Raw genomic sequence first — 25,419 nt, forward strand, 5'->3', positions numbered from 1 at the left:
TTTAGCCTAACATTTAGAGGTGGAGGACAGTACAGGATGGATAATCGTTAGCATAAGCTTATGTTTGGTAAACTATAATGTACCAAAATTATAGTTAATTATAAACCAATTAATTCTTATTTAATTGATAACCTCATGAGCTTAAACAAGGCCATAATATCGAAGTACTTTGCTGTCTGTCTGTTATTTTCAGGATTTTTTATTGCTGATGGTAATGCCCAGGTTAAACCTGTCGCTAATGCGGCTATGCCAAATTTTAAATCGGTCGAGACTGGTTTTATAACCGTGCCTGATGATATCCAGACGAGTGTTTACTGGTATTGGATATCTGATAACATATCAAAAGAAGGCGTTATAAAAGACCTGGAGGCCATGAAGAAAGTTGGCATCAATCGCGCTTTTATAGGCAATATTGGTATTGATGATATGCCTTTTGGTAAGGTTAAGATTTTTTCGGATGAGTGGTGGGATATTTTGCATACCGCGCTTAAAACAGCTACCCGTTTAAATATTGAGATAGGCCTGTTTAACAGCCCCGGTTGGAGCCAATCGGGCGGACCGTGGGTTAAACCGAGCCAGGCTATGCGCTATTTAACTTCATCACAAATCAGGGTGAAGGGAGGAACGACCATTAACCAAAAACTGGAACAACCTATTAAAGAGTTCCAGGATGTAAAGGTTATTGCTTACCCCGTTGCTGCTGATTTTGATGCGGCAATAAGTGATTTTAAACCAACACTATCTTCTACACCGAAGGTCGAGTCGTTAAATAGTTTGATGGATAATGATGAAGCCACTAATGTAAAAATACCAAGAGGCCAGCCATTTACTTTAAATATAAATGCTGGTCAAACCTTTATAGCACGTAGTTTATTAATTACCCCAGCCCATGAAGCGATGACCTTCGAGGGCGAGATACAGGCTAAGGTTAACGGCACATTTACCAGCATCAAACATTTTTCTGTTGATAGAGGTAATCCGGCTTTAAATGTTGGGTTCTTACCATTCGCTCCGGCTGCTATCGCTATCCCGGCTACTTCTTCAACTGATTTTAGGGTGGTGTTTATCCGTGTATCAGCTAATTGTCGTATTGCCGAGTTAAAGTTATCGGCTACGCCGATTATAGAGAACTATGTAGAAAAAACCGAGGCCAAAATGTGGCCAACACCTCATCCATTTTGGGAGGCATACCAATGGGCGCCGCAACCGATTATTGACAATAATAAATATGTTATTGATCCGCAGAAAGTAATTGATATTTCAAAATTCATGGCCGCTGATGGTACCTTGAACTGGACCGTACCTGCCGGCAACTGGATTATTGAACGTACGGGCATGACACCAACCAATGTCAAAAACTCACCCGCTACACCCGAAGGAACCGGGTTGGAAGCTGATAAAATGAGCAAAGCCCACATAGCCGAACACTTTAACGCTTTCCTGGGCCAGATCATGAAACGCATCCCGGCCGAAGACCGCAAAACCTGGAAAGTAACCGTTGAGGATAGCTACGAAACCGGCGGCCAAAACTGGACCGATGATTTGATAAACGAATTTAAAGCAACTTATAAATATGATCCGGTGCCTTACCTGCCGGTTATGCAAGGCAAGGTAGTAGGCAGTGCCGACCAATCTGATCGATTTTTATGGGATTTGCGCCGCTTAATTGCCGATGACGTTTCTTATAAATATGTGGGCGGCCTGCGCGAGATCAGCCATAAATATGGACTGACTACCTGGCTTGAAAATTATGGTCACTGGGGTTACCCCGGCGAGTTTTTGCAATATGGCGGTCAATCGGACGAGATAGGTGGCGAGTTTTGGAGCGAGGGCGATCTGGGCGATATAGAAAATAAAGCGGCCTCATCATCGGCGCATATTTATGGTAAAACTAAGGTATCAGCCGAATCATTTACCGCCGCCGGGGATGCATTCTCGCGCTACCCCGCCAACTTTAAAAAACGCGGCGACCGCTTTTTTACCGAGGGCATTAACAATACATTACTGCACGTTTACATCCAGCAGGCTAATGATAAAGGGCCGGGTTTTAACACTTGGTTTGGTGTAGAATTTAACCGGTTAAATACCTGGTTCTTTGATATGGATGTATTTTTAAAATACTCTAAACGCTGCAATATGATGCTGCAACAAGGGCGTTATGTAGCCGATGTTGCTTATTTTATTGGCGAGGACGCGCCAAAAATGACAGGCGTTATTGACCCGGCATTACCGCAGGGATATTCTTTTGACTACATCAATGGCGAAGTAATTAAAACCCGCTTAACCGTAAACAACGGCAAGTTAACTTTACCAAACGGAATAAATTACAGCATACTGGTATTACCCAAATTGCAAACCATCCGCCCGGAACTGCTGGCGAAACTGAAAGAATTAGTAGCCCAAGGCGCCGTAATCTTAGGTCCAAAACCTACCCGCTCGCCTAGCTTACAAGGTTTCCCAACGGCAGACAAACAAGTGCAAAGCATTGCTGATGAACTTTGGGGAAAGATAGACGGTAGTACGGTTAAAGTAAACCATTATGGCAAAGGCATGGTACTATCCGGCATGGATATGCAGCAGGCGCTAAACCTGGTTAAAGTTTTGCCTGACGCTAAAGTAACGCAAAGTGATTCTATCCTGTTTATCCATCGCGCTTTAGATGGCGGTTCCATCTATTTTGTATCTAATCAAAAAGCTAAAACGGTAAATATATCACCTAAATTCAGGATAACCGGCAAACAGGCCGAACTATGGGATGCTGTTACGGGTGATGTTCGCACCCTGCCCTCGGTTTATCAAAGCGGCGGTACAACTACAGTACCTTTAAAACTGGTGCCTTATGAAAGTGCCTTTATAGTTTTTAGAAAAGACGGTGTGCAGAAAGATACTACCCGGTCAAATTATCCAACGGCCAGCGAAACTATCGCTATAAATAAACCGTGGACAGTTCAATTCGACAGTAAAATGCGCGGGCCTGCTAAACCTGTTGTATTTGAAACCTTAACCGATTGGTCTAAAAGTACAAACGACAGCATAAAATATTACTCGGGTACCGCATTTTACAACAATACCTTTAATATGGGCAGCGTTGTAAAGGGTAAAAACTATATCCTTAACCTGGGTTTGGCAAGGGCAATAGCTAAAGTGAAGATAAACGGTATTGATGTGGGCGGCGCGTGGACCCCACCTTACCAATTGGATATCACCAAAGCCCTGAAACCCGGCGAAAATAAAATTGAAGTTAAAGTAGTAAATACCTGGGTTAACCGCTTAATTGGTGACAGCAAACTACCCGCCGATCAACGACAAGCAGTTGTAAATACAGCGCCAAACTATGGTAAAGGTGTGGTATCATCAGGATTGTTGGGGCCGGTAAGTATTTCAGTAGTAAAATATTGATGGATAATGCTTTAATTAGCACTAAACTTAATTAGTCATGAAGTATATTTTTTGTTTAATGCTGATAGCCATCGGCTACGGAGCATCGACCCGTCCGGTAATCTCTGATGCAAGCGTCATTGGAGAGGGGACACAGCCACAAGTAAGCGTTGACAACGGCGGAACGGTAAGGGTAGTTTATGGGCAGGCGGACAAGATATTTTGCGCGACATCAGTTAATCATGGGCAATCGTTTTCAAAACCGGTTTTAGTGGCAGATGTTCCCGAAATGCATTTGGGTATGAGCCGTGGACCGCAGTTAAGTAGCTCGGCTAATTATTCTGTAATTACCGCCATGGATAAAGCCGGAAATATCCATTGGTTTAAACAAGATCATAAAAGTCCCAATTGGGTGCCTATGGGTGTTGTTAACGATTTAAAAGGCTCGGCTCCCGAAGGTTTAATGGCAATCGGATCAGACAAAAACGACAACTTTTATGCCGTATGGTTAGATATAAGATTGGGGAAAAGAAATCAGATTTGGTTTTCGTCATTATCAGGCAAATCCAATAAGTGGTCAACAAATCACCTGGCCTATCAATCGCCCGATCTGCATGTATGCGAATGTTGCAAACCCAGCATCGCTATAAATGGGAGTACAATTGCTATCATGTTCAGGAACTGGCTAAATGGCTCAAGGGATCTGTATGTGATGAAGTCTATTAATGGCGGGCAAACTTTTGCTGCTGCCGAAAAAATGGGACTGGATACCTGGAAATTAAATGGCTGCCCCATGGATGGTGGTGGCATCAGGATAAACTCATCAAACATCATCGAAACCGTTTGGCAGCGTAAGGGAGAGATCTACTTTGCTAAGCCGGGCGAACCAGAAGTGTATATCGGTAAAGGAAAGACCTGTAGTATATCAGGCAATGCCAAACAAACTATTATCGCTTATCAAAATAACGATACCCTTAAATTGGTTACTATGCCCGGTAAAAAGGTTACGGCGATAGGTATAGGCAATTTTATAAAATCAGCCGGAGTAACGGATAAAAACAACCTTTTTGTTTGGGAGCAGGATGCTCAAATAAAATATCGCTTATTATAATATACTTAGCCAATTAGGTTTACATGAAAAAAATATTTTTACTACTGCTGAGTGGTGCCGTATTATCGGTACAAGCGCAAACCATTTCAGGCGATATGCCAAAGGTTAAAGTAGCCAATGGCGTATTACAAGGCGCTACCGAGAAAAGCGGTGTGCACTCATTTAAAGGCATTCCGTATGCACAGCCACCTATTGGTGATCTGCGCTGGAAAGAACCGCAGGCTCCAAAGAACTGGGCAGGCGTACGGGCTGCCGACAAATTTGGTCCCCAGGCCATGCAACGTTATATGTACTCTGATATGATTTTCCGCAGCGCGGGAACAAAGGAAGATTGTTTATACTTAAATGTGTGGACTCCAGCAAAAACCGCGACTGACAAATTACCCGTAATGGTATATTTTTACGGAGGCGGCTTTAATGCCGGTGACGGCTCAGAGTACCGGTATGATGGCGAAAGCCTGGCAACCAAGGGGATAGTTACGGTTACACTAAACTATCGTTTAGGCGTGTTTGGCTTTATGGCACATCCCGATCTGACGAAAGAATCAGCCCATCACGCATCAGGCAATTACGGTTTTATGGATCAGCATGCTGCACTGGTATGGGTGAAGAAAAATATAGCGGCTTTTGGCGGCGACCCGAATAAAGTTACTATAGGCGGTGAATCGGCGGGCTCTATGTCGGTCTGCGCACAGATGGCATCGCCGTTGTCAAAAAGATTATTTGCGGGAGCCATTGGCGAAAGCGGTTCGGTTTTGGGCAACCTGTCACCGTCATCGCTGGCCGATGCCGAACAAAGCGGCGTTAAATTTGCTGCCAAAGTAAATGCGCAATCGTTGGCCGATCTGCGTAAAATACCTGCCGACTCGCTATTGAAATTATCACAAAACTCACGTTTCCCAACTACTATTGATGGTTACTTTTTACCTGAAACGCCGCAGGCCATATTTGCTAGCGGCCGCCAAATGGATATCCCTTTGTTGGCAGGATGGAACTCGGCAGAGGTTAATTTCCATTCGTTTTTAGGACGGGATGCCGCTACGGTAGAAAATTATAAAGCAAATCTTACAAAGAATTATGGTGATAAGGCAGATGAAGTATTTAATGCCTACCCGGCAGCTACGGATGCTGATGTAGAGCAGGCAGCTACCGACCTGGCATCTGATCGTTTTATATCATTTGCTACCTGGAAGTTTATTGATATGCAAAGCAAAACTCATAGCAAGCCGGTATATAGTTACCTGTTTACTCGTATGCGCCCCGATGCGATTGGTGCCAAGCCAAGTAAGGAAAAGAGATATGGCGCAAACCATGCATCTGAAATTGAATACGCGTTGGGTAATCTTCCATACAATAAAGTTTATACCTGGACGTCAGAAGATTACAAAACATCAGAAATTATGGAGAACTACTTTGCCAACTTTATAAAAACCGGCGACCCTAACGGGCCTGGCCTAGCTAAATGGTATAGTATGCAAAGCAACAACCCTAAAGTGATGATATTGGATGAAAATGCACATTCTGAAGCGGAGAAGAACGCCAAGCGCTATGTGTTGTTAGATACTTTTTTTAATAAGTAACAGATGCCGCATTTACGATAAGCAAATGACTAAGAAAATATACCTTACTATTTTGTCGCTATGCATTTTGACGCTTACACTTTTTGCACAAAGCATCAACAGTGTAAAACTGGTTACGTTAAAACCGATGCTTTATGAAAAAACCGAATTTGACATCACACTAACTGCCGATTGGCAAAATCCCTATTTGCAGGAAGATGTTGCGTTAAATATGGTGCTGCATACCCCGTCAGGTAAAAAATTGGTATTGCCTTGTTATTATGAGTCGGGCGAGAGCGGTGCCGCATCCTTGTGGAAAGCTCGGTTCGCACCGCAGGAGAAAGGGAAATATACGTATGCTTTTGAGTTTAGTAAAGCTGGTAGTGTGGTTACGCATTCTAAAGATGAATCGTTTATTTCTTCGCCGTCGGGTAAAAATGGTTTCCTGCATCCCCAAAATAATTGGGAGTTCCAGTTTGATAATGGCAAACCGTTCCGTGGTATTGGTGAGAACATTGGCTGGGAATCGCGAAAGAGTGACGACTCTAAATTTTTTAGAGAACTGCAACAGAAACCTAAGTATGATTATGAATATATGCTACCATCGTTAGCAGCGCATGGCGGTAACTTTTTCCGTACCTGGGTATGCAATTTTAATTTACCGTTGGATTGGCACCGTAACTTTAACAGTAACCGTTATGAACCATCGGACGCTTATTATAACCCCAGCGCCATTAAAAAGATCGACCGCCTATTTAACCTTTGCGACTCGTTGGGTTTATGTGTAATGCTAACGCTTGGTCCGGGTAATTACAGTCCACGCGATGGTGGCTTTTCGCCAACGGCTGCTGATTTTTTTGTGAACCCAAAATCTATGGAGCGCTATAAAAACCGCCTGCGCTATTTTGTGGCCCGATGGGGATACAGCACCAGCGTGGGAGCGTGGGAGTTTTTTAACGAAGTAGATAATGTACAGTTTGGTAATAAAAACAAAGCTATCAGTGCAGATTCTATTGTTAACTGGCATGGCGAAATGAGCACCTATCTTAAATCTATAGATCCATATAATCACCTGGTAACAACAAGCATATCGCACCGCGACCTGAAAGGAATGAATGATTTGCCGCACCTGGATTTTAACCAGAAACATATCTACAAAAACACGGCATCTATCCCTCAAAACATTGATCAATACGAAAAGAACTTTAATAAACCTTACGTAATTGGCGAGTATAGTTATGAATGGGATTGGTCTAAAAACTTTGATGATTTTGCGCCCGATATGGATAGCGATTATAAACGCGGCTTATGGTACGGCTTATTTGCATCGACCCCAATACTGCCTATGAGCTGGTGGTGGGAGTATTTTGATAACCGCAAAACAGACGAGTATCTAAAAAAGATCCGTACAATTTCTGATAAAATGTTAGCAGCAGGTAAAGGTAAGTTTGAACCGGTAACTGTAGCCGCAGAAGGTACAACAACTTACGGCGCTAAATGTGGAAGCACTACCTTTATTTACGCCTATAATTCAACATCGGCCGAAAAAAATATTAGCGTGGCTTTTAACTTTAAAGGCAAGCCGGTTAAGGCCGAGCTGTTTGATTGTGAGACCGGCAACGTTAAAAAAATGGTAATGCCGAAAGTGAAATTGGGTAAACTTACACCCAACCTAACATTGCCTGCTAACGGAGATATCGTATTGATGATTACTGAAATAAAGAAGTAATGAATAAACAACTGCGCCAAATAATAACACTTTTTTTCCTAATATTTTTCGCACAAATTTCTACTGCGCAAGATAAAAATATATTGCCTGATTGGGCATTTGGTGGTTTTACGCGGCCCGCCGGGATCAACCCGATCATTTCGCCTGATATTGATGCAACGTTCCTGGACCCGATGAGCAAGTCGACTATACATTGGGAAGCTAACGATACGTTTAATCCAGCGGCAACGGTAAAGAACGGGCGAATTGTTGTGCTTTACCGGTCCGAAGATAAAAGCGGGGTAAATATTGGTACCCGTACCTCGCGGTTAGGTTATGCCAGCAGTACCGATGGCCGGCACTTTACCCGTAAAACCGAACCTGTTTTTTACCCGGCAGATGATAGCCAGAAAGAATACGAATGGCCCGGCGGTTGCGAGGATCCGCGTGTAGCCGTAACAGAAGACGGTACTTATGTAGTACTCTATACCCAATGGAACCGCAAAGTGCCGCGCTTAGGCGTAGCAACATCAAAGGACCTGATCCATTGGGACAAACACGGGCCGATATTTAAAACAGCTTATGATGGCAAATTTTTTAATATCGCCAGTAAATCGGCTTCTATTCTAACACAACTAAAAGGAGATAAACAGGTAATTGCCAAAGTGAACGGCAAATATTTTATATACTGGGGCGAGCAGCATGTTTACGCGGCAACGTCAACTAATCTGGTAGATTGGTCGCCATTGGTTGATGATAAGGGTGATCTGTTAATACTGGCATCGCCACGCAAAGGTTTTTTTGACAGCGACCTAACCGAGTGCGGTCCGCCCGCCATACTGACTAAAAAGGGCATCATCCTTTTCTACAATGGCAAAAATCATCTCGGTAATGGCGGCGATAAGCGCTTTAACGGTAACTCGTACTGCGCCGGGCAAATGCTGTTTGATAAAGCCGATCCAACTAAACTGATGGCCCGTTTAGATGTGCCTTTTCTTCGCCCCATGGAGCCATTTGAAAAAAGCGGACAATACGTAAACGGCACCGTGTTTATTGAAGGCATGGCCTGGTTTAAACATAAATGGTATTTGTATTATGGCTGTGCCGACTCACGGGTTGGCGTAGCTGTTTATGACCCAACGCATCCGGCTGCGCCGGACCCAATTACAAATGAGGTTAAGTAAAAATTAGCTGTTTATAACCTATTTACTTGCAAATCCATATTTACGGTAAATGGCTTTAGCTGTAGGGCTTATTAAAAAATCCATAAATAGCTTTGCGGCTTCTGCGTGTGGCGCGTCTTTTAATAATCCGGCTATGTAAGCGGCATTAATGTTTTCATTTGCGGGTATCTCTACCATATCAACCGGGTGTTTAAGCATCATTTGATAATAAGCTTCGCTATACCATACCGGTGCCGCGTCGGATTGATTGTACATTATCCGCATGGGTGTTTGGCGGTGATGGATCTGGGTTAAATAAGTGGTGCTATCTTTTATTTTGTCCTCCATTATGGTTTTGCGCAAGGTTTCGGTGCCGGCTATTACGTAGGCTTTTTCTATTTGTTTGCCTATACCTTCCCACTCGGGGTTGGGCATACTTACGCGTACATCGGGCCGGGCCAGGTCCTTCAACCCTTTTATCTTTTTTGGATTACCCTTTTGTACCATAATGGCCAGGTTGTTAGAAGCATAGGTTTCGGTAGCGGCGAAGTATTGAGGCATTTCGTCAAAAGCGCTTTTGCCTGCGGTATAAATATCAGGTTTTAAAGTAATGCGCATATTGCCGATAGTGACAGACCCCCCGGCGATCTGCTTTGCTAAAATACCGGGCGGCAATGTTTCTGCAAAAATGCGCTGGTATTGCGGATGTTCTTTTTTAAATGCCGCCAGCAAATCATCAATACACATAAACTGGTTGCCGGCAAAAAATATTACTAATTGCGGGTCATTAATATCGCCAAACAGATCGGGTACGTTATCAATGCCAGGTATAGTAAACATTACTTTACTGGGTGGCGGGGTGTTCCATGGTGGGTCAAAACTATGATCCTGTGCTTTTACAAGGCTGGTTAACACGGTTAATATTAATGCTATGCGAAGGGAGTTTTTCATAAGTGTTTTAATGAAAAAAGGCTTTTAAGGGTAACCCTTAAAAGCCTGACTGTCAATGTAGCGGGGAGCAGGATCGAACTGCCGACCTTAGGGTTATGAATCCTACGCTCTAACCATCTGAGCTACCCCGCCGTTTATTTCTTGGAAGCATTATTTAAGTTAAAGCTAATCTATTGATTACATTCGCCTTAAATATTTACCTCCTTAAAAAGGTTTGCAAATATAGGGAAAATTCGTTTCCTTTAGAAAAAATGTTAATATTGTGGCTTAAGCCCTGAATTATAGACCCCTTATGTCTGAGAAGAAAAAATTTAATATTGAGTATGAAATAAAATCGTCACCACGAATATTATATACTTTCCTAAATGAGCCCAACGGGCTTACCCAATGGTTTGCTGATGATGTAAGCGTACGCGACCAGATTTATACCTTTACCTGGGATGGTGAACAGCAAAAGGCCAAACTAATGGCTATAAAAGAAAACAAGCTGGTAAAATTTAAATGGGATGATGACGAGCCGCAGTGCTATTTCGAAATGGAAATAATACAGGACGAACTTACCAATGATGTGGCCCTGAGTGTTACTGATTTTGCCACCGAAGAAACTATTGGCGAACGCAAACTGATCTGGGATAACCAGATACAGTACCTTATTAGCGTACTGGGCGCATAAAGCTTTAATTATTTCGTTAATTTGTAACGTGAAGAAGCTGCACCTTTTATTACTCAAATCTTTCATCAGGCCATTTTTAGTGACCTTTTTGATAGTAATGTTTGTGTTGTTGATGCTATTTTTATGGAAATACATTGACGACCTTATAGGTAAAGGTTTTGAGTGGTACGTTATTTTAGAGTTGATGCTGTATGCTTCGGCTACTAATGTGGCTATGGCGCTCCCACTGTCTGTATTGCTCTCCTCCATCATGACCTATGGTAGTTTGGGAGAAAATTATGAGTTGGTTGCTATTAAATCTGCCGGTATATCATTAAACCGGGCTGTCTATCCCATGTTTGTGGTGGTGCTTCTGTTAAGCATAAGCGCGTTTTTCTTTTCTGATTACATGCTTCCAAAGGCAAATCTTAAATATTATTCGTTGCTGTATGATGCCCGTAACCAAAAGTCGGCCAATTTTTTGCCCGAGGGTGTGTTTAGCAACAGCTTCCCCAACTTTACCATACGTGTAGATAAAAAGGACGAAGACGGGCAAACGCTGCACGGCCTTACTATCTATAAAAAAACGGTTGATAATGACCCTGCATATGTAATGAAGGCCAAAACCGGCAGAATGTACCGGTCGAACGATAACCGTTACCTGATCATAGAGCTTGAAGATGGCATACGTTATGCGGAAACACCTGGAGGGAATAATTTTAACCCTAACCCGCGGCAAGTGTTTACCCGCTTTAGGTTTAAATCAGCTCGAAATAAGCTTGACCTTGCCGGCCTTGCATTTAAACGTACCGACCCCAACGGTTTTAGGGGCGCTTTCCAGATGATGGATAGAAGGTTATTAAAAGATACCATGGCCATCATGGGCCATTTTATTGATAGCAGCGGCAGGGCCAATTATCCGTTAATAAGGGCTTATATTAAATACTTTTCTATTCCCGCAAAATCAGACGCTGTAAAAACCTATGTTGCCTATAAACACGGTGCTATGGAGTATGGCGATAACTCTGCAAAATCAAGCTATATTACCAACGCGATAAGTGAGGCCAGGTCCATCCAGGACTTGGTGAAGGTAAAGGCCGACCGTATGGACGAATTGATTAAAAATCAACGCAGCGCTTATGCGCAATATCAGGTAAAGTTTACGCTTTCGGTATCATGTATAGCGCTGTTTTTAATTGGCGCGCCAATGGGGGCAATTATCCGTAAAGGCGGGTTGGGTTTGCCGGTAGTTATATCGGTGATTTTCTTTTTGCTGTTTTATATCATTAAAACTATTGGAGAAAAAGCGGCTCACGAAGGCAATGTTTCCGGAATCTTTGGAGCATGGATATCTATCATAGTTATAACCCCGATAGGTATATTCTTGTCCTATAAAGCAGCTACCGATTCTGCATTATTTGATATGGAATTATACAAACGTTTTTTCAATAACCTTTTCAAATCAAATAAAAAGGAAGACGATGTTGAAAAATAGTTAATAGAACTTCATAGTTCTATTATGTCGACTAGTTAAACCTTAATGGTAAATAAATGCAATCAAATACAGTGACAAAATCTTTTTTTGCTGATAAGGCTTGGTGGCTTTTTGGATTTGTTTTAATTGTAAATTTTGCGCAATCACTATTCTCGCCTTTACTAAATGACGAGCCTTATTATTGGCTTTATGCTCAATATCCTAGCTGGGGTTATTTTGATCATCCGCCTATGATAGCGTTTCTAATAAAAATAGGCAGCTCTATATGTAATAATGAAATAGGTGTTAGGTTATTAAGCTCAATAATTGGTAGTTTAACTTTTTACCTCATTTATAAAATTATAGAGGGCGAGGCCGAAAAGCCCGTTAACTTTAAGCTGGTATCGCTTTTATTACTTTCGTCAATATTTTTAAATCTATACTCGTTTTTGGCTATTCCGGATACGCCAATGCTGTTTTTTGCAGTATTGTTTCTTTACACCTATCGCAGGTATTTAAATGCGGATAGCTTTTTAAATGCAGCTATATTAGCTATAGTAACATCGTTATTGTTATACTCTAAATATCACGGTATATTATTAGTTGGCTTTACCATATTATCTAACAGGCAACTGGTTTTTAAAAGGTCGTTTTATCTCGTTTTCCTAATAACTGTACTACTGTATATACCCCATGTTTATTGGGAGGCGCAAAATGGTTATCCCACTATTATTTTCCAGTTTTTTGAGCGGGCCAACGCGGTTGATATACAACATGTGTTAAGTTATCTGGGCGAGCAGGCTGCCGTTACCGGGCCGGTAATTTTGTTTGTATTCAGTATTTTATCTAAACCCAAAAATCAGTTTCAAAAGGCGCTAAAATACAATGTGACAGGGGTTTTTCTTTTCTTTTTACTGTCCTCATTTAAAGAAATGGTAAATGTGCATTGGACTGCCATAGCATTTCCCGCTATGCTTTGCCTGGCATATTTGTATATCGAAAACATTAAGATTAATAAAAATTTTATCTATGGGGCATTGATCTTCAACCTGATAGTGGTTATACTTTTCAGGCTGAATTTGATCTTTGATTTTCGTCCGATATCAAATTTTAATGATAAAAATCCAAAGCTAATGGCAACTATGCTAAAAGCTAAGTCAAAAGGTTATCCCTTGGTTTTTAGCAACATGTACAATGAGCCTTCATACTATAGGTTTTATACCCATGATGAATGTTTTGCGGTAAATGATATCTGGTTTAAAAAAACACAATACAATTATCTGCCTCAACTGGAAGAAAAATTTGAAGGAAAGACTGTTTGCTATGTTTCTGACGGGCCAATTGATAAATCAAGCGAAGAAGTTAGCGTACCACACGGAAACAAATATTTCCTTACTACCATTCCCGGTTTTTCATCTTTTAACAATATAAAAATAGATGTATTAAGCACGACCGATTTTAAAGCATCGGCCGAAAGCAAGATCCTGATTAACATGTTTAATAGATTGCCTCTTGCCGAAGAAAAGCTACTTAAATCGCAAGGAGCCTATTTGATTCTCACGTTCGTTAATAATAAAACCCAGGCCCCTTTTTATTATAGGTACGATAAATATTTAGATATAACTAACCCCTATGGGGTAATTTTTACATTCGAGGCGCCGCCTGTTGCAGGCGAGTATAGGTATGTTTTCTCTATAGTAATACCTAACCATATTTATGTAGGCTTTAACAGCAAGATCTCTAATTGCAAGGTAGCGCTATAATGAGTCGGTATTATTATTTACAAAGCACAGACCCGAATATTTTTTATTATCAGTTAACTTTGTAGTTATAAGCTGCGTATTGATAAATATGAAGCTGTCAAATTTGATAAAATGCTAAACACCATACCAGAAGCCATAGAAGCTATAAAAGCGGGTAAAATTATAATTGTTGTTGACGATGAGGATAGAGAGAATGAAGGTGACTTTTTAACTGCTGCGCGCTATGCTACGCCAGAAGCTATAAACTTTATGGTACATCATGGCCGTGGACTAGTTTGTGCCCCTATTACGCAACAACGCGCTACCGAGCTTGAATTGGAGCCTATGGTGAGCAATAACACAACATCATACGAAACCAATTTTACAGTTTCAGTTGATCTGCTGGAGGGTTGCACTACCGGTATTTCGGCTACTGATCGATCAAAAACTGTAATGGCGTTAATTGACCCAGCTACAAAGCCTGAGGATTTGGGAAGGCCGGGACATATATTTCCGTTGATAGCAAAAAATGGTGGTGTATTACGCAGGGCAGGCCATACCGAGGCGACCATTGACTTTGCTGTATTGGCTGGGTTAGAACCTGCCGGGGTTATATGCGAAATTATGACCGCGAATGGCGATATGGCCCGCATGCCCGAACTATTAGAAATAGCCAAGACATATGACCTTAAAATAGTATCAATAAAAGACCTTATAGCCTATAGGCTGGATGCCGAAACCATGATCAAGAAAGAGGTTTCTGTAAGGCTGCCTACTGAATGGGGCGACTTTGAAATGATAGCCTATACACAACTCAACACCGGCGAAAACCATATTGCTTTGGTGAAAGGCACCTGGGAGCCCAATGAGCCTATTTTAGTGCGCGTACACAGCTCGTGCGTTACTGGTGATATATTTGGATCATGCCGTTGCGATTGCGGCCCACAGCTGCATAAATCAATGGAGATGATAGCTAAAGAGGGTAAAGGCGCCATAGTTTACATGAACCAGGAGGGCCGGGGAATTGGCCTTGTAAATAAATTAAAAGCCTATAATCTACAGGATAATGGCTTTGATACTGTTGAAGCCAATATTAAACTAGGCTTTGGTATGGACGAACGCGACTACGGTATTGGCGCGCAAATACTGCGCAGTCTTGGCATATCAAAAATGCGTTTAATGAGTAACAACCCTAAAAAGCGGGCCGGGCTAATAGGTTACGGATTAGAAGTGGTTGAGAACATCCCAATAGAAATAGCTTCAAACCCACATAACGAGGCTTACCTAAAAACCAAGCGCGACAAGATGGACCATACCATCATGCGCGATCATTAATTATCGTCTTCGTCCTTTTTAGCCGGTTGCGTAGGTGTAAGCGGGGTAGTAGTTGTAGTATTGCCCGGCGATAACGGCGTGCCTGTTGGTGTTGCCAGTGGTGTAACCGGGGCACGTTTGCGCCTGCTCATAAACATGTTCCGTATAAACTCGCCAAAAGTGTCAAAATCGCGTTGGTAAACAAGGCCCAGGCCGTTTACATATTGCGGTGCTAACTGGTCAATAACATTTAAGGTAGTGTTTAGTACCCGGTAAGAGTAACGCGCTGTAAGCGTACCATCAGGCCGTATCAGGTATGATGTTTCAAAATCCTTGGTAAGGTCATTAAAGTTCGAATTTAATAAGGTAGTGCTGTTATTAAATAATGTATTGCTACCGGTATTATTAAATAAACTTCCGTTAATTAACAGCCTGTTATTTAAGAATTTTAATGATGCGCTGGCATCGTTAAATGAGCGTATGTTAAAATCAAAGTGACTGATATTTGATTGCGCTATGATGCTATTGAGCTTATTAAAAGCAAACTCGCTCACCGCGCTGCTGGCGGTGCCCAATACCTGGTTGGTTATATTATTATTTCCACCCGATGCGAAATTACGGGTCACAATAACGCTTAATGCCTGCTGGTTGCGGTTGTTGGCATCAGCAAGGTAGGTTGCCAAATCATCTTTTATGGATGGGTTGGTAGGGAAGTTTAAATTAAAGTTGATGTCCGGATGTATCAGGGATTTGGTAATGATCAACTCGGCTTGCACTAACTCCGTAACATTACCGGCGTTACCACTTTTGCCATCAGCAAAGCCCGCCGCCGCGTAAAGCGGTTTAGTGGTCGCACGTACCTCGTAAATGGCGTGCAGGTTAATTTCGGCATTGCTGGGGTTACCCGTCCAGCGGATGGTACCACCCTGTGTTACACTAAAGTTTTTACTGATAAAGTTTTTAGCGGTAAACTCAAACTTACCAGATGTGATTAAGAAATCGCCAAACATATCAAAATCGCCCAGGCTGTTTATGCGCAGATTTAGATTCTTTGCCTGGCCAGAGCCGGTCAATACCCCATAATCAGTAGTGATCTTAACAATAGATTTCTCATCAACCGATAATTCTAAATTTAAAGTTACACCATTAAATGCCTTGATTTTATCTACATGAAGGCCCGTGGTATCTTTATGGCTTACAAATTTTATGAAATCATAATCGCTAACTGTTGTTGAAGTATTAAGCGGGATATTAAACACGGTGCCGGCTTGTGTAGTGGCTTTAATATTGATATTCATGTTATCAACAGGGCCGGCAAATTTAAAATCGCCTGTGGCATAGGCGGTACCAAAATACAGGTGATTATCCTTGAATGCCGTATTTAATGCCATTAGGTTAGTAGCTTTCAAGTCAACATCAAGTGTTGGGTTTGATAGGTTATTCAGGTCAACTTTTCCAGTAGCTGTTCCCTCCCCGCCATGCGCGTCTTTTAATACCAAACTATTGATATTGATAACACTATTATTTACACTTAACTTATCATTTGCCGTATAAGACGTTTTTAAATAATTTATGGTAACGCCCGTATTAACCAATGCAATGTCGCCGTTTAACTCTGGTTTTGCCAGCGACCCTGTTAATTTAAGGTTGGTTGATACGGTGCCCGTTAAGTTAGTTACCAGGCTTTTTACAAAAGGTTCGAAAATGATGGCCTCGGTTTGGGTCATTTTAACATCAAAATCAAGCTTGTCATCCGTGCCTTTACCCAGATAATAGGCGCCGCGAATATTAAGTGTTTCAAGCCCGCGGTTAAGTATATTGATGTTTACATTGGCCCGGCTGCGCTCGTTATCTAAATTTGATACTACCTTAATATTACCCACCATGGTTTTATTCATCTTAAACGAATCAATATTAAGGTGCGCGTCAATCCCCGGCGACTTCAGGATCGAGCTAAACAGCACATCGCCATTCATAGTACCACTTAGTTTAATATCCGAAGCTTTGGTAAGCTCATCAAGCGTACCCATACTAAACTTGCTGAAAGATAATTTTAATTTATCAGCAGGATTATCAGAAATAAAGCCATCTATCCTGGCCAGTTGTAAACCGTTAGAAAGCTCAAAGCCCTCTACTTGCGTTTTTCCATCGAGCAAACGTATCCTCACTTGTTCCTGCAAGCGCCATTTTTGATGTTCCAGTATAATATCTGATGGCAGTAACATTAGCTTGGCGGTAGTATCTCTGCCAAACTTAACCAAACCATAAAGATCCAGCTGGTTAGCCGCGTCTTTATCAGCCAGCTTAACGTTGAATTTTAAGCTGTCCTTATTAATGAAATTGGTAATGTCTATATTTTTAATGAACAGATTTTTACTAAGATCGATCTGTTTTAAGGATAAGTTGATACCCAGGTAATTATCACTTGTGCTTTCATCCAAAATAAAATCATGGAAAACAATCTTTTTATAGACGATGGTTTTAATATAGCCGTTAATACTCGCCGTTTTATCAACCGAATTAAATTTGCCTATAAACGTGCCCTGCTCAGGTATTTTAAGATCAGGCAGGAAAATAGCCGTAAGCGGGTCGAGATTTTTTATCTTCAGATTTAACTCGAAGTTCTGTGGTTTTGGTGGGGTGATATCTGCCTGTAAAGAAGGTATGTATTTTTTAGCAATCGTTTTAAAATAGGATGGCAAAGTGGCCAGGTCATAACGGCCTTTAATGCTGCCATCAATAGCATCAGACTGTATGGCTATCAATCTTGAATCGCCTTTACCTGTTGCTGATAAATACACCGAGTCAAGCAAATAATTATTACGCGGGTCAATTATCCGTATAGGCGATAGCAGAATATTACCTTCAAAGTTTTTAAGGTTATTGCCAGAGAATTTTGTTTTTATCTGCGCGCTTATAACAATAGTGTCTTTAATTAATTTTAAAGTATGCAGGTTGGCATCCTGCACGTTAGCCGAAAAATTATATACCGGCAGGGTTGGGTTAAGATCAAGGCTACCTCTTCCGTCAAACTTTATGTTTTTATCGTTTATGGTTAGTTTGGCATCTATTTTTTTGCCGGAATACGTACCATTTACGGCTATGTTTTTATAGTCGTAATTTTTAAAATTCAAATAGGCAATGTTGGCGCTTACATTTTCATTAAGATTTTTCATCGCGTTGCCGCTGCCTTTAATATTGGCTTTAAATGTTGTGCGGCCTATTGTGGTATCGCCTATTAAACTACCCAGGTTAAAATCATAAGCATCAACCGTACCGCTATAGCTTGGCGTACCTGCTTTGTTTGTTTTAAGTTTAATGTCAGGGTCAAACCTGCCCAGCTGTGTTTTAAACGTGCCCGATGCAGCGAAATCGTTTTGCAGGCCCTTGAACTTCCCGGTGAAGTTTACGTTGCCAAACTTGCCAATAATAACGGGAGCAACAGCTTTCGGGTCGCCGGTAAAGTGGCTGTATAAATAGTCAAGGTCTTTTTTATTGGTGGCTATCTGGTCAAATTTCAAATCGAGGAATGTTTTATCCCAATGTGGCAATCCTTTTAAATTAAAATTGCCTTTAACAAAGGTGGCCTGCCCTGCAGTAATGGTAAGGTTGGTGGCCTTTAAGTTATTTACCACGCCCTGTATACGGCCATCAATACCTAACTCAAAATTTATTTTTTCAAGTCCGCTGGTAAAAAGCGCAATGTCTGTTGATGAAATATGCGATGACCTAAAGTTGCCATCCATATATATTTTGCTGGTAAAGTCGCTAAAATCTTTAAACGCCTTAAACTTCATGTCCAAACTGTTTTTAATGATAGACCGTGGGGTTTCAATAAATAAGTGCTGTGCCAGTATTCGGTTCGAGTCTATAGTAGTAACAGCTGTGTAGTCTTTTAAATAAAACCCACCTTTTTCTTTTAAGGTTAAATGCTGCACATTGCCCATAAATAGGTGATGGTACAGATCCATATTATTAACTACTACACTAAAATTATGTACATCCAGATCATCAAAGTTTATCCCGTTAACCTTGTCGTGTTTTTTTAGATCCTTAAAGCGGAAATGGAAATTATTGATAACCGATTTCTCAAACTTTAAGGTCCAGGGTTTGCCGGGTATTACTTTTTTGGTGGTATCTTTTGACTTTAAACTATCTAATATAAACTGTAGGTTAGTAACTCTATTTACATAATCTTTAAGATAGATAGAACCATTATCTAATTGAATTAAAGCAAAATCTATCTTGCGATCGCTGATACTGCTAAAAAGTGAGAATCCATTAAGTTCAACAGTAAGTTTAGGGGCGCGGACTAACGTATCACGTTGCTTATCCAGCACATAAAAATCCTCTAATACAACTGATGTAAAAGGCTTAATATATAAGCTCTTTACGTTAACCTCTGTACCTAATTTTTTCGACAGATAAGCCGTAACCTTTTTTGCCGCCCAGGTTTGTACCGGCTTGTACTGAAACAACAGCAACAATATGCTCGCTGCCAGTAGCAGGAACAATACTATACTTAGGGCTATTTTTAGTACTTTTTTAATAACTTTGTGCTTTAATTATGGATTTATTGAATTACAGAATTATTGAATGCTTTATGTATTCATAATAACCGGTAAATCAATAACTCATTTAGTTCAATATTGATTTGCTGATTGTTAAATTTTGTTGGTTTACCCATATAATTCAATAATTCAATAACTCAATAACTCAATAACTCAATAATTCAATATGCCGCTCGTAATTTTAGCCATCGAATCTTCATGTGATGACACCTCTGCCGCGGTATGTGTTGATGGTGTGATGTTAAGCAATGTTATTGCCAACCAATCCATACACGAAGCTTACGGAGGTGTTGTTCCTGAGCTTGCCTCAAGGGTTCATCAGCAAAATATAGTTCCGGCTGTACAACAAGCATTAATAAACGCAAAAGTAAGCAAAAATGCTGTTGATGCGGTAGCTTTTACACGCGGCCCCGGACTTTTAGGATCTTTACTGGTTGGCGTATCATTCGCTAAGGCTTTTGCACTGGCAAAAAACATTCCAATTATCGAAGTTAACCACATGCAGGCGCATGTACTGGCACATTTTATCGGCGACAGGAAACCATCGTTCCCGTTTTTATGCCTTACCGTATCTGGCGGGCACACGCAGGTTGTAATGGTGAAAGACTATTTTGATATGGAAGTAGTGGGCCAAACCCTGGATGATGCCGCAGGCGAAGCGATGGATAAAACCAGTAAGATATTAGGTTTACCATACCCGGGCGGCCCGTTAATTGATAAACACGCGCGTTTGGGTAACCCCGATGCATATAAATTCCCCGAACCGCAGATACCCAATTTTGATTTTAGCTTTAGCGGGTTAAAAACTTCTATCCTTTATTTTATTCGGGATAACGTAGCGCTTAACTCCAACTTTATTGCCGAAAATTTAAATGATATTTGTGCATCGGTTGAAAAACGAATAGTTACCATATTACTGAACAAGCTTAAAAAAGCGGCAGATTTTTATGGGATAAAGGACATAGCTTTGGCAGGTGGGGTATCAGCCAACACCGGTTTGCGCCAGGGCCTGCAGCAAATGGGCGATAAAAACGGCTGGAACTGTTTTATCCCCGAAATGCAATACTGTACAGATAATGCCGCCATGATAGCCATAGTCGGTTACCATAAATATTTAAAAGGCGAGTTTGCCAAACAAAATATAGCACCGTTGGCAAGAATGCCATTTTGATAATGAGTGAAATGAGTGAGTTTTGAATGAGTGAATGTTTAATCTCACTATTGCAAGACCCTCGCCGCTCAAAAAATAAAAACAATTAATAATTCGCTCATTAAAAATAACATTCAATAATTCACTCATTAAAATGACCGCTCCCTCAATTATATTCTGGACAATCTTCGTACTGCCGATGGTGGCATTTTTAATTTGGTTAATGCGCCAGGACAAACGCAAGGGATGGATAGGATTAGTTGTATTGGCTATTACTGTTATTGGGGCTATAGTTTATACCATTATTAAAAATGATGGTAAGCCTACAGAGAAGGACACTATTCAAACAACTCAGCAGCCAGGCTCTTAAATTCATACCCCTCTTTACTCCAATACTCCATCGCCTTTGGTAAGGCATACTCCAATCGGTCAAATGCTTTCAAGCTATCATGGAAAAGGACAATATCGCCATTGGTAGTGTTTTTTATAACATTATCCAGGCACTGTTCGGGTTTTAGGTTGATATCGAAATCGCCGCTTAAAACGTTCCACATGATGAGTTGTAGATTGGGTTTAGCTTCTTTCAGTAATTTTGTTTGCGATCTTTTTATCCGTCCATAAGGTGGGCGGAATAAGTTGCCGCCAATTAATTCATCCGCCAGTAAAAAATTATCAAGGTAGGTTTTATCATCAGTTTTCCATCCTTTAAGGTGGTTATAGGTATGATTACCTATAACATGGCCATCTGCTTTTACCTGTTCAAATATGTCAGGATGCTTGCGTATATTGTCGCCAATACAAAAAAAGGTGGCTTTGGCATGGTACTGTTTTAAAATATTTAATATAAATGGTGTAACAATAGGTATAGGTCCGTCGTCAAAAGTGAGATAAATGCAACGGTTAGCCTTGTTTACATCCCACGTTAGTTGGGGATATAGCTTTTTAAGCAGCCAGGGAGTTTTAACCAGGTACATTTTGGATAGGAGCTTTAGACGTGAGATATGAGAAAAGAGTTATTAACTATAATTTTATTTGTAAACAACCAAATCTAACATCTCAAATCTAACATCTCAAATAATTGATGAATAAGTTTATGACACAATTTATATTTAAACGGTTAACTATGTTAAGCCTGCTGCTTACTATACTGGTAAGCTTCACCGCAAAAGCGCAGGAGAAAATAACCCTGCAAATGGCGGTAGATCGCGCGTTGGCAAACAACCTAACCATTAAACAAGCCCAGGTTAACGAAGCCATTGGCACTGCCGACTTGCAACAATCTAAAAATAACATGCTGCCTAGTTTAAATGCAAATACATCGGGTGGGTATAACTTTGGTCGTAGCCAGGTAGCGGGTTCGTTTACCTATACTTCATCAACATCATTAAATATTAATGGTAATGCACAATTACAGCTTACTGTTTATCAAGGCGGTATATTGCGTAACCAAATTATACAAAACAGGCTATTGCTTGATCTTAACAAAAGTCAAACAGCTAAAGTTAAAAACGACTTAGTATTAAGCGTTGTAACTGACTACCTGCAAATATTAACTAACCAGGATTTGGTTACTGCTGCTAAACAACAAATTGATATTGCCAGCCAGAACTTAGATAAATCAAATATTAGCTTTAAAGTAGGTAACCAAACACTGGCTGATCTGTCGCAGGCTAAAGCGCAGGTATCAACCGCCAATCTAAATTTAACTACAGCGCAGAACCAGCTTGACTTATCTGTATTGATACTGAAACAGTATATGGAAATGAACCCGTATACCGAGATTACGGTTGAACGCCCGGACATTAGCAAGCTTACCGATATTAAAACAGTATATGATGCTAACGAGGTAGTTAAAACCGCATTAGGTGTTAACCCAGATATTCGCTTGGCCGAAACGCAGCAAAAAACTTATGAGCAGGCCATCAGGATAGCTAAGGGATATTTTTATCCAACAGTTAGTTTGTATGGAGGTTTAGCATCCAGTTATTCAGATCGTTTAAATCAAAGTGTTATTGGCCAAACAGCTATTACCCAACAAATAGGTATAGTACAGGCTACCAACCAGGCGGTTGTAACTGCTTATAATCAGCCGATATATGGGCCATATTCTGCGTTTAGCCAGATTAGCGATAACTTTAACCAATCAATAGGATTAAGCGTGCAGATCCCCATCTTCAACCGGTTTAATACCCGTACAGTAGTGCATAAAGCCGAGTTGAACTATAAGAACGCGCAATTGAGCACCCAGATTGCTAAAAACAATTTAAGTAAAACCATTATACAAGCGGTGCTTGACCTGCAATCTGCCGAAAAACAATATCAATCGGCTACGCAAACCTTCGAGGCTAATAAAGACGCTTTGAATGTAACCAAACAGCGCTATGACGTAGGCCTGGTAAACTCGCTGGATTATAATACCGCGGTTACCAATTTTAACAAATCACAAAACGACATGATCGAGGCTAAATACAGCGTCGTTTTCAGAAGCAAAATAATTGACTATTACCTGGGTAACACCATAACACTTTAATATCCTGAACCATCATGGGAAAAACTACAAAATATATCCTTATAGCACTTGGCGTACTGGTTGTACTGCTGATAATAGGTAAAGCTACAGGCCTAATTGGTAAATCTGATAAAACGCAGGTTGCCACAGAAAAATCTGCTGTGCGCGATATCAATGAAACCGTATCCGCCAGCGGCAAAATAAAACCGCATGTTGAAGTAAAAATAAGCCCAGAAGTATCAGGCGAGGTGGTTGAGCTGCCAATTAAAGAGGGCGATGTGGTTAAAAAAGGTCAGCTGCTTTGTAAGATACGTCCTGACATTTTAAAGTCGGGCTATGAGCGTGCGGTTGCATCATATAACTCGCAAAAAGCCAGTGTTGGTAATTCAAGCCAAATGCTAAAGCAAGCCGAAGCTACCTTTACTAACCAGTCTGCAATTTACAAACGCAGTAAAGATCTTTATGATAATAAAGTACTTACCGCTGCTGAGTTTGGCAATGCTAAAGCCAGCTACGAAGGTGCAAAAGCATCGTTAGAAGCAGCTAAGCAAAATGTAATAGGATCTACTTATGGCTTGGCGCAATCATCAGCAACGGTTAAAGAAGCGCAGGACAACTTATATAAGACAACCATCTATTCGCCGGTTGATGGGGTGGTTTCTAAACTATCAATAGAAAAAGGCGAACGTGTTTTAGGTACTGCCCAATTTGCAGGTACAGAGATCATGACCATATCAGACCTGAGCCAGATGGATGTAAACGTTGATGTGAATGAAAACGATATTAACCGCATAGTAGTTGGCGACTCGTCAAAAATTGAGGTGGATGCCTTTTTAGGTAAAAAGTTTAAAGGTGTAGTTACAGAGATAGGCAGTTCGGCAAATGTGGTAGGTACCACTGCCGACCAGGTTACCAACTTTACAGTTAAGGTTAGGATAGATCCAAAATCATATGTAGATCTGCTTAAAAAAACTACGGATAATCCATCACCTTTTCGTCCGGGATTAACCGCTACGGTTGATATTAATACCAATCATACCCAAGCATTGGCGGTACCTATACAATCGGTTACTACCCGTGATGAGAAGAAGACTGACATGAATGGCCCTAAAAAAGACAATGCTAAAGTTGTTAAAACAGCAAACAACGCACCTACTAAAGAATACGTATTTGTGTACAACGCAGGCAAAGTTAAACAGGTACAGGTAACTACCGGTATACAGGATGATATGTACATACAGATATTAACCGGCCTTAAAGCAGGAGATGAGATAGTATCTGCCCCTTACCCAGCCATATCTAAGACGCTAAAGGATGGCGATTTGGTAGAGAAGGTAGACAAGTCAAAACTGTTTACAGATAATAAGGATGGTAAGTAGACTATCGTAGCGAGTACAATATGCAAATTTAAAAACATTGATGGCTTAGAATTGCTTAATCCATGGGCCGAAGATAATGGCAAACCACTATAAGGCTATTTCATAGATTTTACTATTTTTGTCAAAAATATAAAGCAATGAGCGAACTCATTAAGAAACAAGTAACTGATGCTAAGGCTGCAATGGACAGGGCAATTGACCATGCAGACGGCGAATTAAATAAGATACGTGCTGGCAAGGCAAGCCCATCTATGCTGGATGATGTGTATGTTGATTACTATGGCACCGCAACTCCGCTAAGCCAGGTAGGTACGGTTAACACTCCCGATGCGCGTACGATTGTGGTACAGCCCTGGGAAAAATCATTATTAAGCGCTATTGAAAAAGCTATTATGGAGGCTAACCTCGGTGTTAATCCTCAAAATGATGGTGTTATCATCCGCATAAATGTACCGCCTTTAACGGAAGAGCGCAGACGTGATTTGGCTAAGAAAGCCAAAGGCGAGGCCGAGAACGGTAAAATAGCTATCCGTAACGTACGTAAGGATGCTAATGAGAAAATACGCAAACTAAAAGCCGAAGGTGTGTCAGAAGACGAAATGAAAGCCGGCGAAGCCGAGATACAAAAGCTGACCGATGCCTATATTGTTAAGGTAGATCAACTATCTGAAGCTAAAGAAAAAGATATAATGACGGTTTAATTTAACCTGATTGTCAAATTAAAGGGAATGAGCTACTTAGCCGTTCCCTTTTTTTAT

General features: G+C 40.9%; 17 protein-coding genes and 1 tRNA gene. 14 read left to right on the forward strand and 4 right to left on the reverse strand.

The genetic code is table 11. The annotated features are described in order from the left end of the window. The first annotated feature begins 135 nt into the window (after positions 1-135). The 5 genes from JWQ34_RS17555 to JWQ34_RS17575 are packed head-to-tail and all read left to right on the forward strand — an operon-like array spanning position 136 to position 8,940. The gene (locus JWQ34_RS17555) at positions 136-3,399 is read left to right on the forward strand and encodes a glycosyl hydrolase (protein ID WP_299359482.1); all 3,264 of its coding nucleotides are present in this window, start codon (positions 136-138) and stop codon (positions 3,397-3,399) included. A gap of 37 nt (positions 3,400-3,436) precedes the next feature. Then, positions 3,437-4,489, forward strand: a complete 1,053-nt coding sequence (locus JWQ34_RS17560; RefSeq protein ID WP_299359485.1) for a hypothetical protein — start codon at positions 3,437-3,439, stop codon at positions 4,487-4,489. Between the two features lie 23 nt (positions 4,490-4,512). Continuing rightward, a complete protein-coding gene (locus JWQ34_RS17565; RefSeq protein WP_299359488.1) occupies positions 4,513-6,069 on the forward strand; it encodes a carboxylesterase family protein in 1,557 nt (518 codons plus the stop codon). 25 nt (positions 6,070-6,094) lie between these two features. Continuing rightward, complete coding sequence (locus JWQ34_RS17570; RefSeq protein WP_299359491.1) at positions 6,095-7,777, forward strand: DUF5060 domain-containing protein; 1,683 nt, start codon at positions 6,095-6,097, stop codon at positions 7,775-7,777. After that, positions 7,777-8,940, forward strand: coding sequence for a glycoside hydrolase family 130 protein (locus JWQ34_RS17575; protein ID WP_299359494.1), 1,164 nt, complete (start codon positions 7,777-7,779; stop codon positions 8,938-8,940). Before JWQ34_RS17570 ends, JWQ34_RS17575 begins: the two co-directional genes overlap by 1 nt. 18 nt (positions 8,941-8,958) lie before the next feature. Here the strand turns inward: JWQ34_RS17575 and JWQ34_RS17580 are convergent, their stop codons facing one another. Beyond that, positions 8,959-9,870: a substrate-binding domain-containing protein gene (locus tag JWQ34_RS17580; protein WP_299359497.1), complete on the reverse strand. Its 912-nt coding sequence runs from the start codon at positions 9,868-9,870 to the stop codon at positions 8,959-8,961. 58 nt (positions 9,871-9,928) lie between these two features. Beyond that, positions 9,929-10,002: transfer RNA gene (locus JWQ34_RS17585), tRNA-Met, on the reverse strand. A gap of 160 nt (positions 10,003-10,162) precedes the next feature. Here JWQ34_RS17585 and JWQ34_RS17590 point away from each other — a divergent pair. The 4 genes from JWQ34_RS17590 to JWQ34_RS17605 all read left to right on the forward strand — a co-directional run bounded on the left by JWQ34_RS17590 (position 10,163) and on the right by JWQ34_RS17605 (position 15,073). Then, on the forward strand, positions 10,163-10,543 hold the full coding sequence (locus JWQ34_RS17590; RefSeq protein ID WP_299359499.1) for an START-like domain-containing protein: 381 nt from the start codon (positions 10,163-10,165) through the stop codon (positions 10,541-10,543). A 28-nt stretch (positions 10,544-10,571) separates the two neighbouring features. After that, on the forward strand, positions 10,572-12,017 hold the full coding sequence (locus JWQ34_RS17595) for an LptF/LptG family permease (RefSeq protein WP_299359502.1): 1,446 nt from the start codon (positions 10,572-10,574) through the stop codon (positions 12,015-12,017). A gap of 71 nt (positions 12,018-12,088) precedes the next feature. Then, positions 12,089-13,759: a glycosyltransferase family 39 protein gene (locus tag JWQ34_RS17600; RefSeq protein ID WP_299359504.1), complete on the forward strand. Its 1,671-nt coding sequence runs from the start codon at positions 12,089-12,091 to the stop codon at positions 13,757-13,759. Between the two features lie 111 nt (positions 13,760-13,870). Beyond that, the gene (locus tag JWQ34_RS17605) at positions 13,871-15,073 is read left to right on the forward strand and encodes a bifunctional 3,4-dihydroxy-2-butanone-4-phosphate synthase/GTP cyclohydrolase II (protein ID WP_299359507.1); all 1,203 of its coding nucleotides are present in this window, start codon (positions 13,871-13,873) and stop codon (positions 15,071-15,073) included. Here JWQ34_RS17605 and JWQ34_RS17610 read toward each other — a convergent pair. After that, positions 15,070-19,566: a translocation/assembly module TamB domain-containing protein gene (locus tag JWQ34_RS17610; RefSeq protein ID WP_299359509.1), complete on the reverse strand. Its 4,497-nt coding sequence runs from the start codon at positions 19,564-19,566 to the stop codon at positions 15,070-15,072. The genes JWQ34_RS17605 and JWQ34_RS17610 overlap by 4 nt on opposite strands. Positions 19,567-19,789: 223 nt before the next feature. Between JWQ34_RS17610 and tsaD the strand changes: the two genes are divergently transcribed. Together tsaD and JWQ34_RS17620 are read left to right on the forward strand one after the other, a co-directional pair. Continuing rightward, on the forward strand, positions 19,790-20,794 hold the full coding sequence (tsaD, locus tag JWQ34_RS17615; RefSeq protein ID WP_299359511.1) for a tRNA (adenosine(37)-N6)-threonylcarbamoyltransferase complex transferase subunit TsaD: 1,005 nt from the start codon (positions 19,790-19,792) through the stop codon (positions 20,792-20,794). A gap of 133 nt (positions 20,795-20,927) precedes the next feature. Continuing rightward, positions 20,928-21,143: a hypothetical protein gene (locus JWQ34_RS17620; protein ID WP_299359514.1), complete on the forward strand. Its 216-nt coding sequence runs from the start codon at positions 20,928-20,930 to the stop codon at positions 21,141-21,143. Here JWQ34_RS17620 and JWQ34_RS17625 read toward each other — a convergent pair. After that, complete coding sequence (locus JWQ34_RS17625) at positions 21,112-21,747, reverse strand: polysaccharide deacetylase family protein (RefSeq protein ID WP_299359517.1); 636 nt, start codon at positions 21,745-21,747, stop codon at positions 21,112-21,114. The genes JWQ34_RS17620 and JWQ34_RS17625 overlap by 32 nt on opposite strands. Positions 21,748-21,866: 119 nt before the next feature. Between JWQ34_RS17625 and JWQ34_RS17630 the strand changes: the two genes are divergently transcribed. The 3 genes from JWQ34_RS17630 (at position 21,867) to frr (ending at position 25,362) form a co-directional block, all read left to right on the forward strand. Next, positions 21,867-23,303, forward strand: a complete 1,437-nt coding sequence (locus JWQ34_RS17630) for a TolC family protein (RefSeq protein WP_299359520.1) — start codon at positions 21,867-21,869, stop codon at positions 23,301-23,303. A gap of 14 nt (positions 23,304-23,317) precedes the next feature. Then, the gene (locus JWQ34_RS17635; protein ID WP_299359523.1) at positions 23,318-24,661 is read left to right on the forward strand and encodes an efflux RND transporter periplasmic adaptor subunit; all 1,344 of its coding nucleotides are present in this window, start codon (positions 23,318-23,320) and stop codon (positions 24,659-24,661) included. A gap of 137 nt (positions 24,662-24,798) precedes the next feature. After that, positions 24,799-25,362, forward strand: coding sequence for a ribosome recycling factor (gene frr, locus JWQ34_RS17640; protein WP_299359526.1), 564 nt, complete (start codon positions 24,799-24,801; stop codon positions 25,360-25,362). Positions 25,363-25,419 lie beyond the last annotated feature (57 nt).

The sequence above is a fragment of the Mucilaginibacter sp. genome (genome assembly GCF_028288185.1).
Taxonomy (GTDB): Bacteria; Bacteroidota; Bacteroidia; order Sphingobacteriales; family Sphingobacteriaceae; genus Mucilaginibacter.

Bases quoted from the DNA above. Each gene is read 5' to 3' on its own strand.
- JWQ34_RS17555 (WP_299359482.1), top strand. From the start codon at position 136: ATGAGCTTAAACAAGGCCATAATATCGAAGTACTTTGCTGTCTGTCTG.
- JWQ34_RS17620 (WP_299359514.1), top strand. From the start codon at position 20,928: ATGACCGCTCCCTCAATTATATTCTGGACAATCTTCGTACTGCCGATG.
- tsaD (WP_299359511.1), top strand. From the start codon at position 19,790: ATGCCGCTCGTAATTTTAGCCATCGAATCTTCATGTGATGACACCTCT.
- JWQ34_RS17630 (WP_299359520.1), top strand. From the start codon at position 21,867: ATGACACAATTTATATTTAAACGGTTAACTATGTTAAGCCTGCTGCTT.
- JWQ34_RS17590 (WP_299359499.1), top strand. From the start codon at position 10,163: ATGTCTGAGAAGAAAAAATTTAATATTGAGTATGAAATAAAATCGTCA.
- JWQ34_RS17565 (WP_299359488.1), top strand. From the start codon at position 4,513: ATGAAAAAAATATTTTTACTACTGCTGAGTGGTGCCGTATTATCGGTA.
- JWQ34_RS17570 (WP_299359491.1), top strand. From the start codon at position 6,095: ATGACTAAGAAAATATACCTTACTATTTTGTCGCTATGCATTTTGACG.
- frr (WP_299359526.1), top strand. From the start codon at position 24,799: ATGAGCGAACTCATTAAGAAACAAGTAACTGATGCTAAGGCTGCAATG.
- JWQ34_RS17580 (WP_299359497.1), bottom strand. From the start codon at position 9,870: ATGAAAAACTCCCTTCGCATAGCATTAATATTAACCGTGTTAACCAGC.
- JWQ34_RS17560 (WP_299359485.1), top strand. From the start codon at position 3,437: ATGAAGTATATTTTTTGTTTAATGCTGATAGCCATCGGCTACGGAGCA.
- JWQ34_RS17635 (WP_299359523.1), top strand. From the start codon at position 23,318: ATGGGAAAAACTACAAAATATATCCTTATAGCACTTGGCGTACTGGTT.
- JWQ34_RS17605 (WP_299359507.1), top strand. From the start codon at position 13,871: ATGCTAAACACCATACCAGAAGCCATAGAAGCTATAAAAGCGGGTAAA.
- JWQ34_RS17625 (WP_299359517.1), bottom strand. From the start codon at position 21,747: ATGTACCTGGTTAAAACTCCCTGGCTGCTTAAAAAGCTATATCCCCAA.
- JWQ34_RS17575 (WP_299359494.1), top strand. From the start codon at position 7,777: ATGAATAAACAACTGCGCCAAATAATAACACTTTTTTTCCTAATATTT.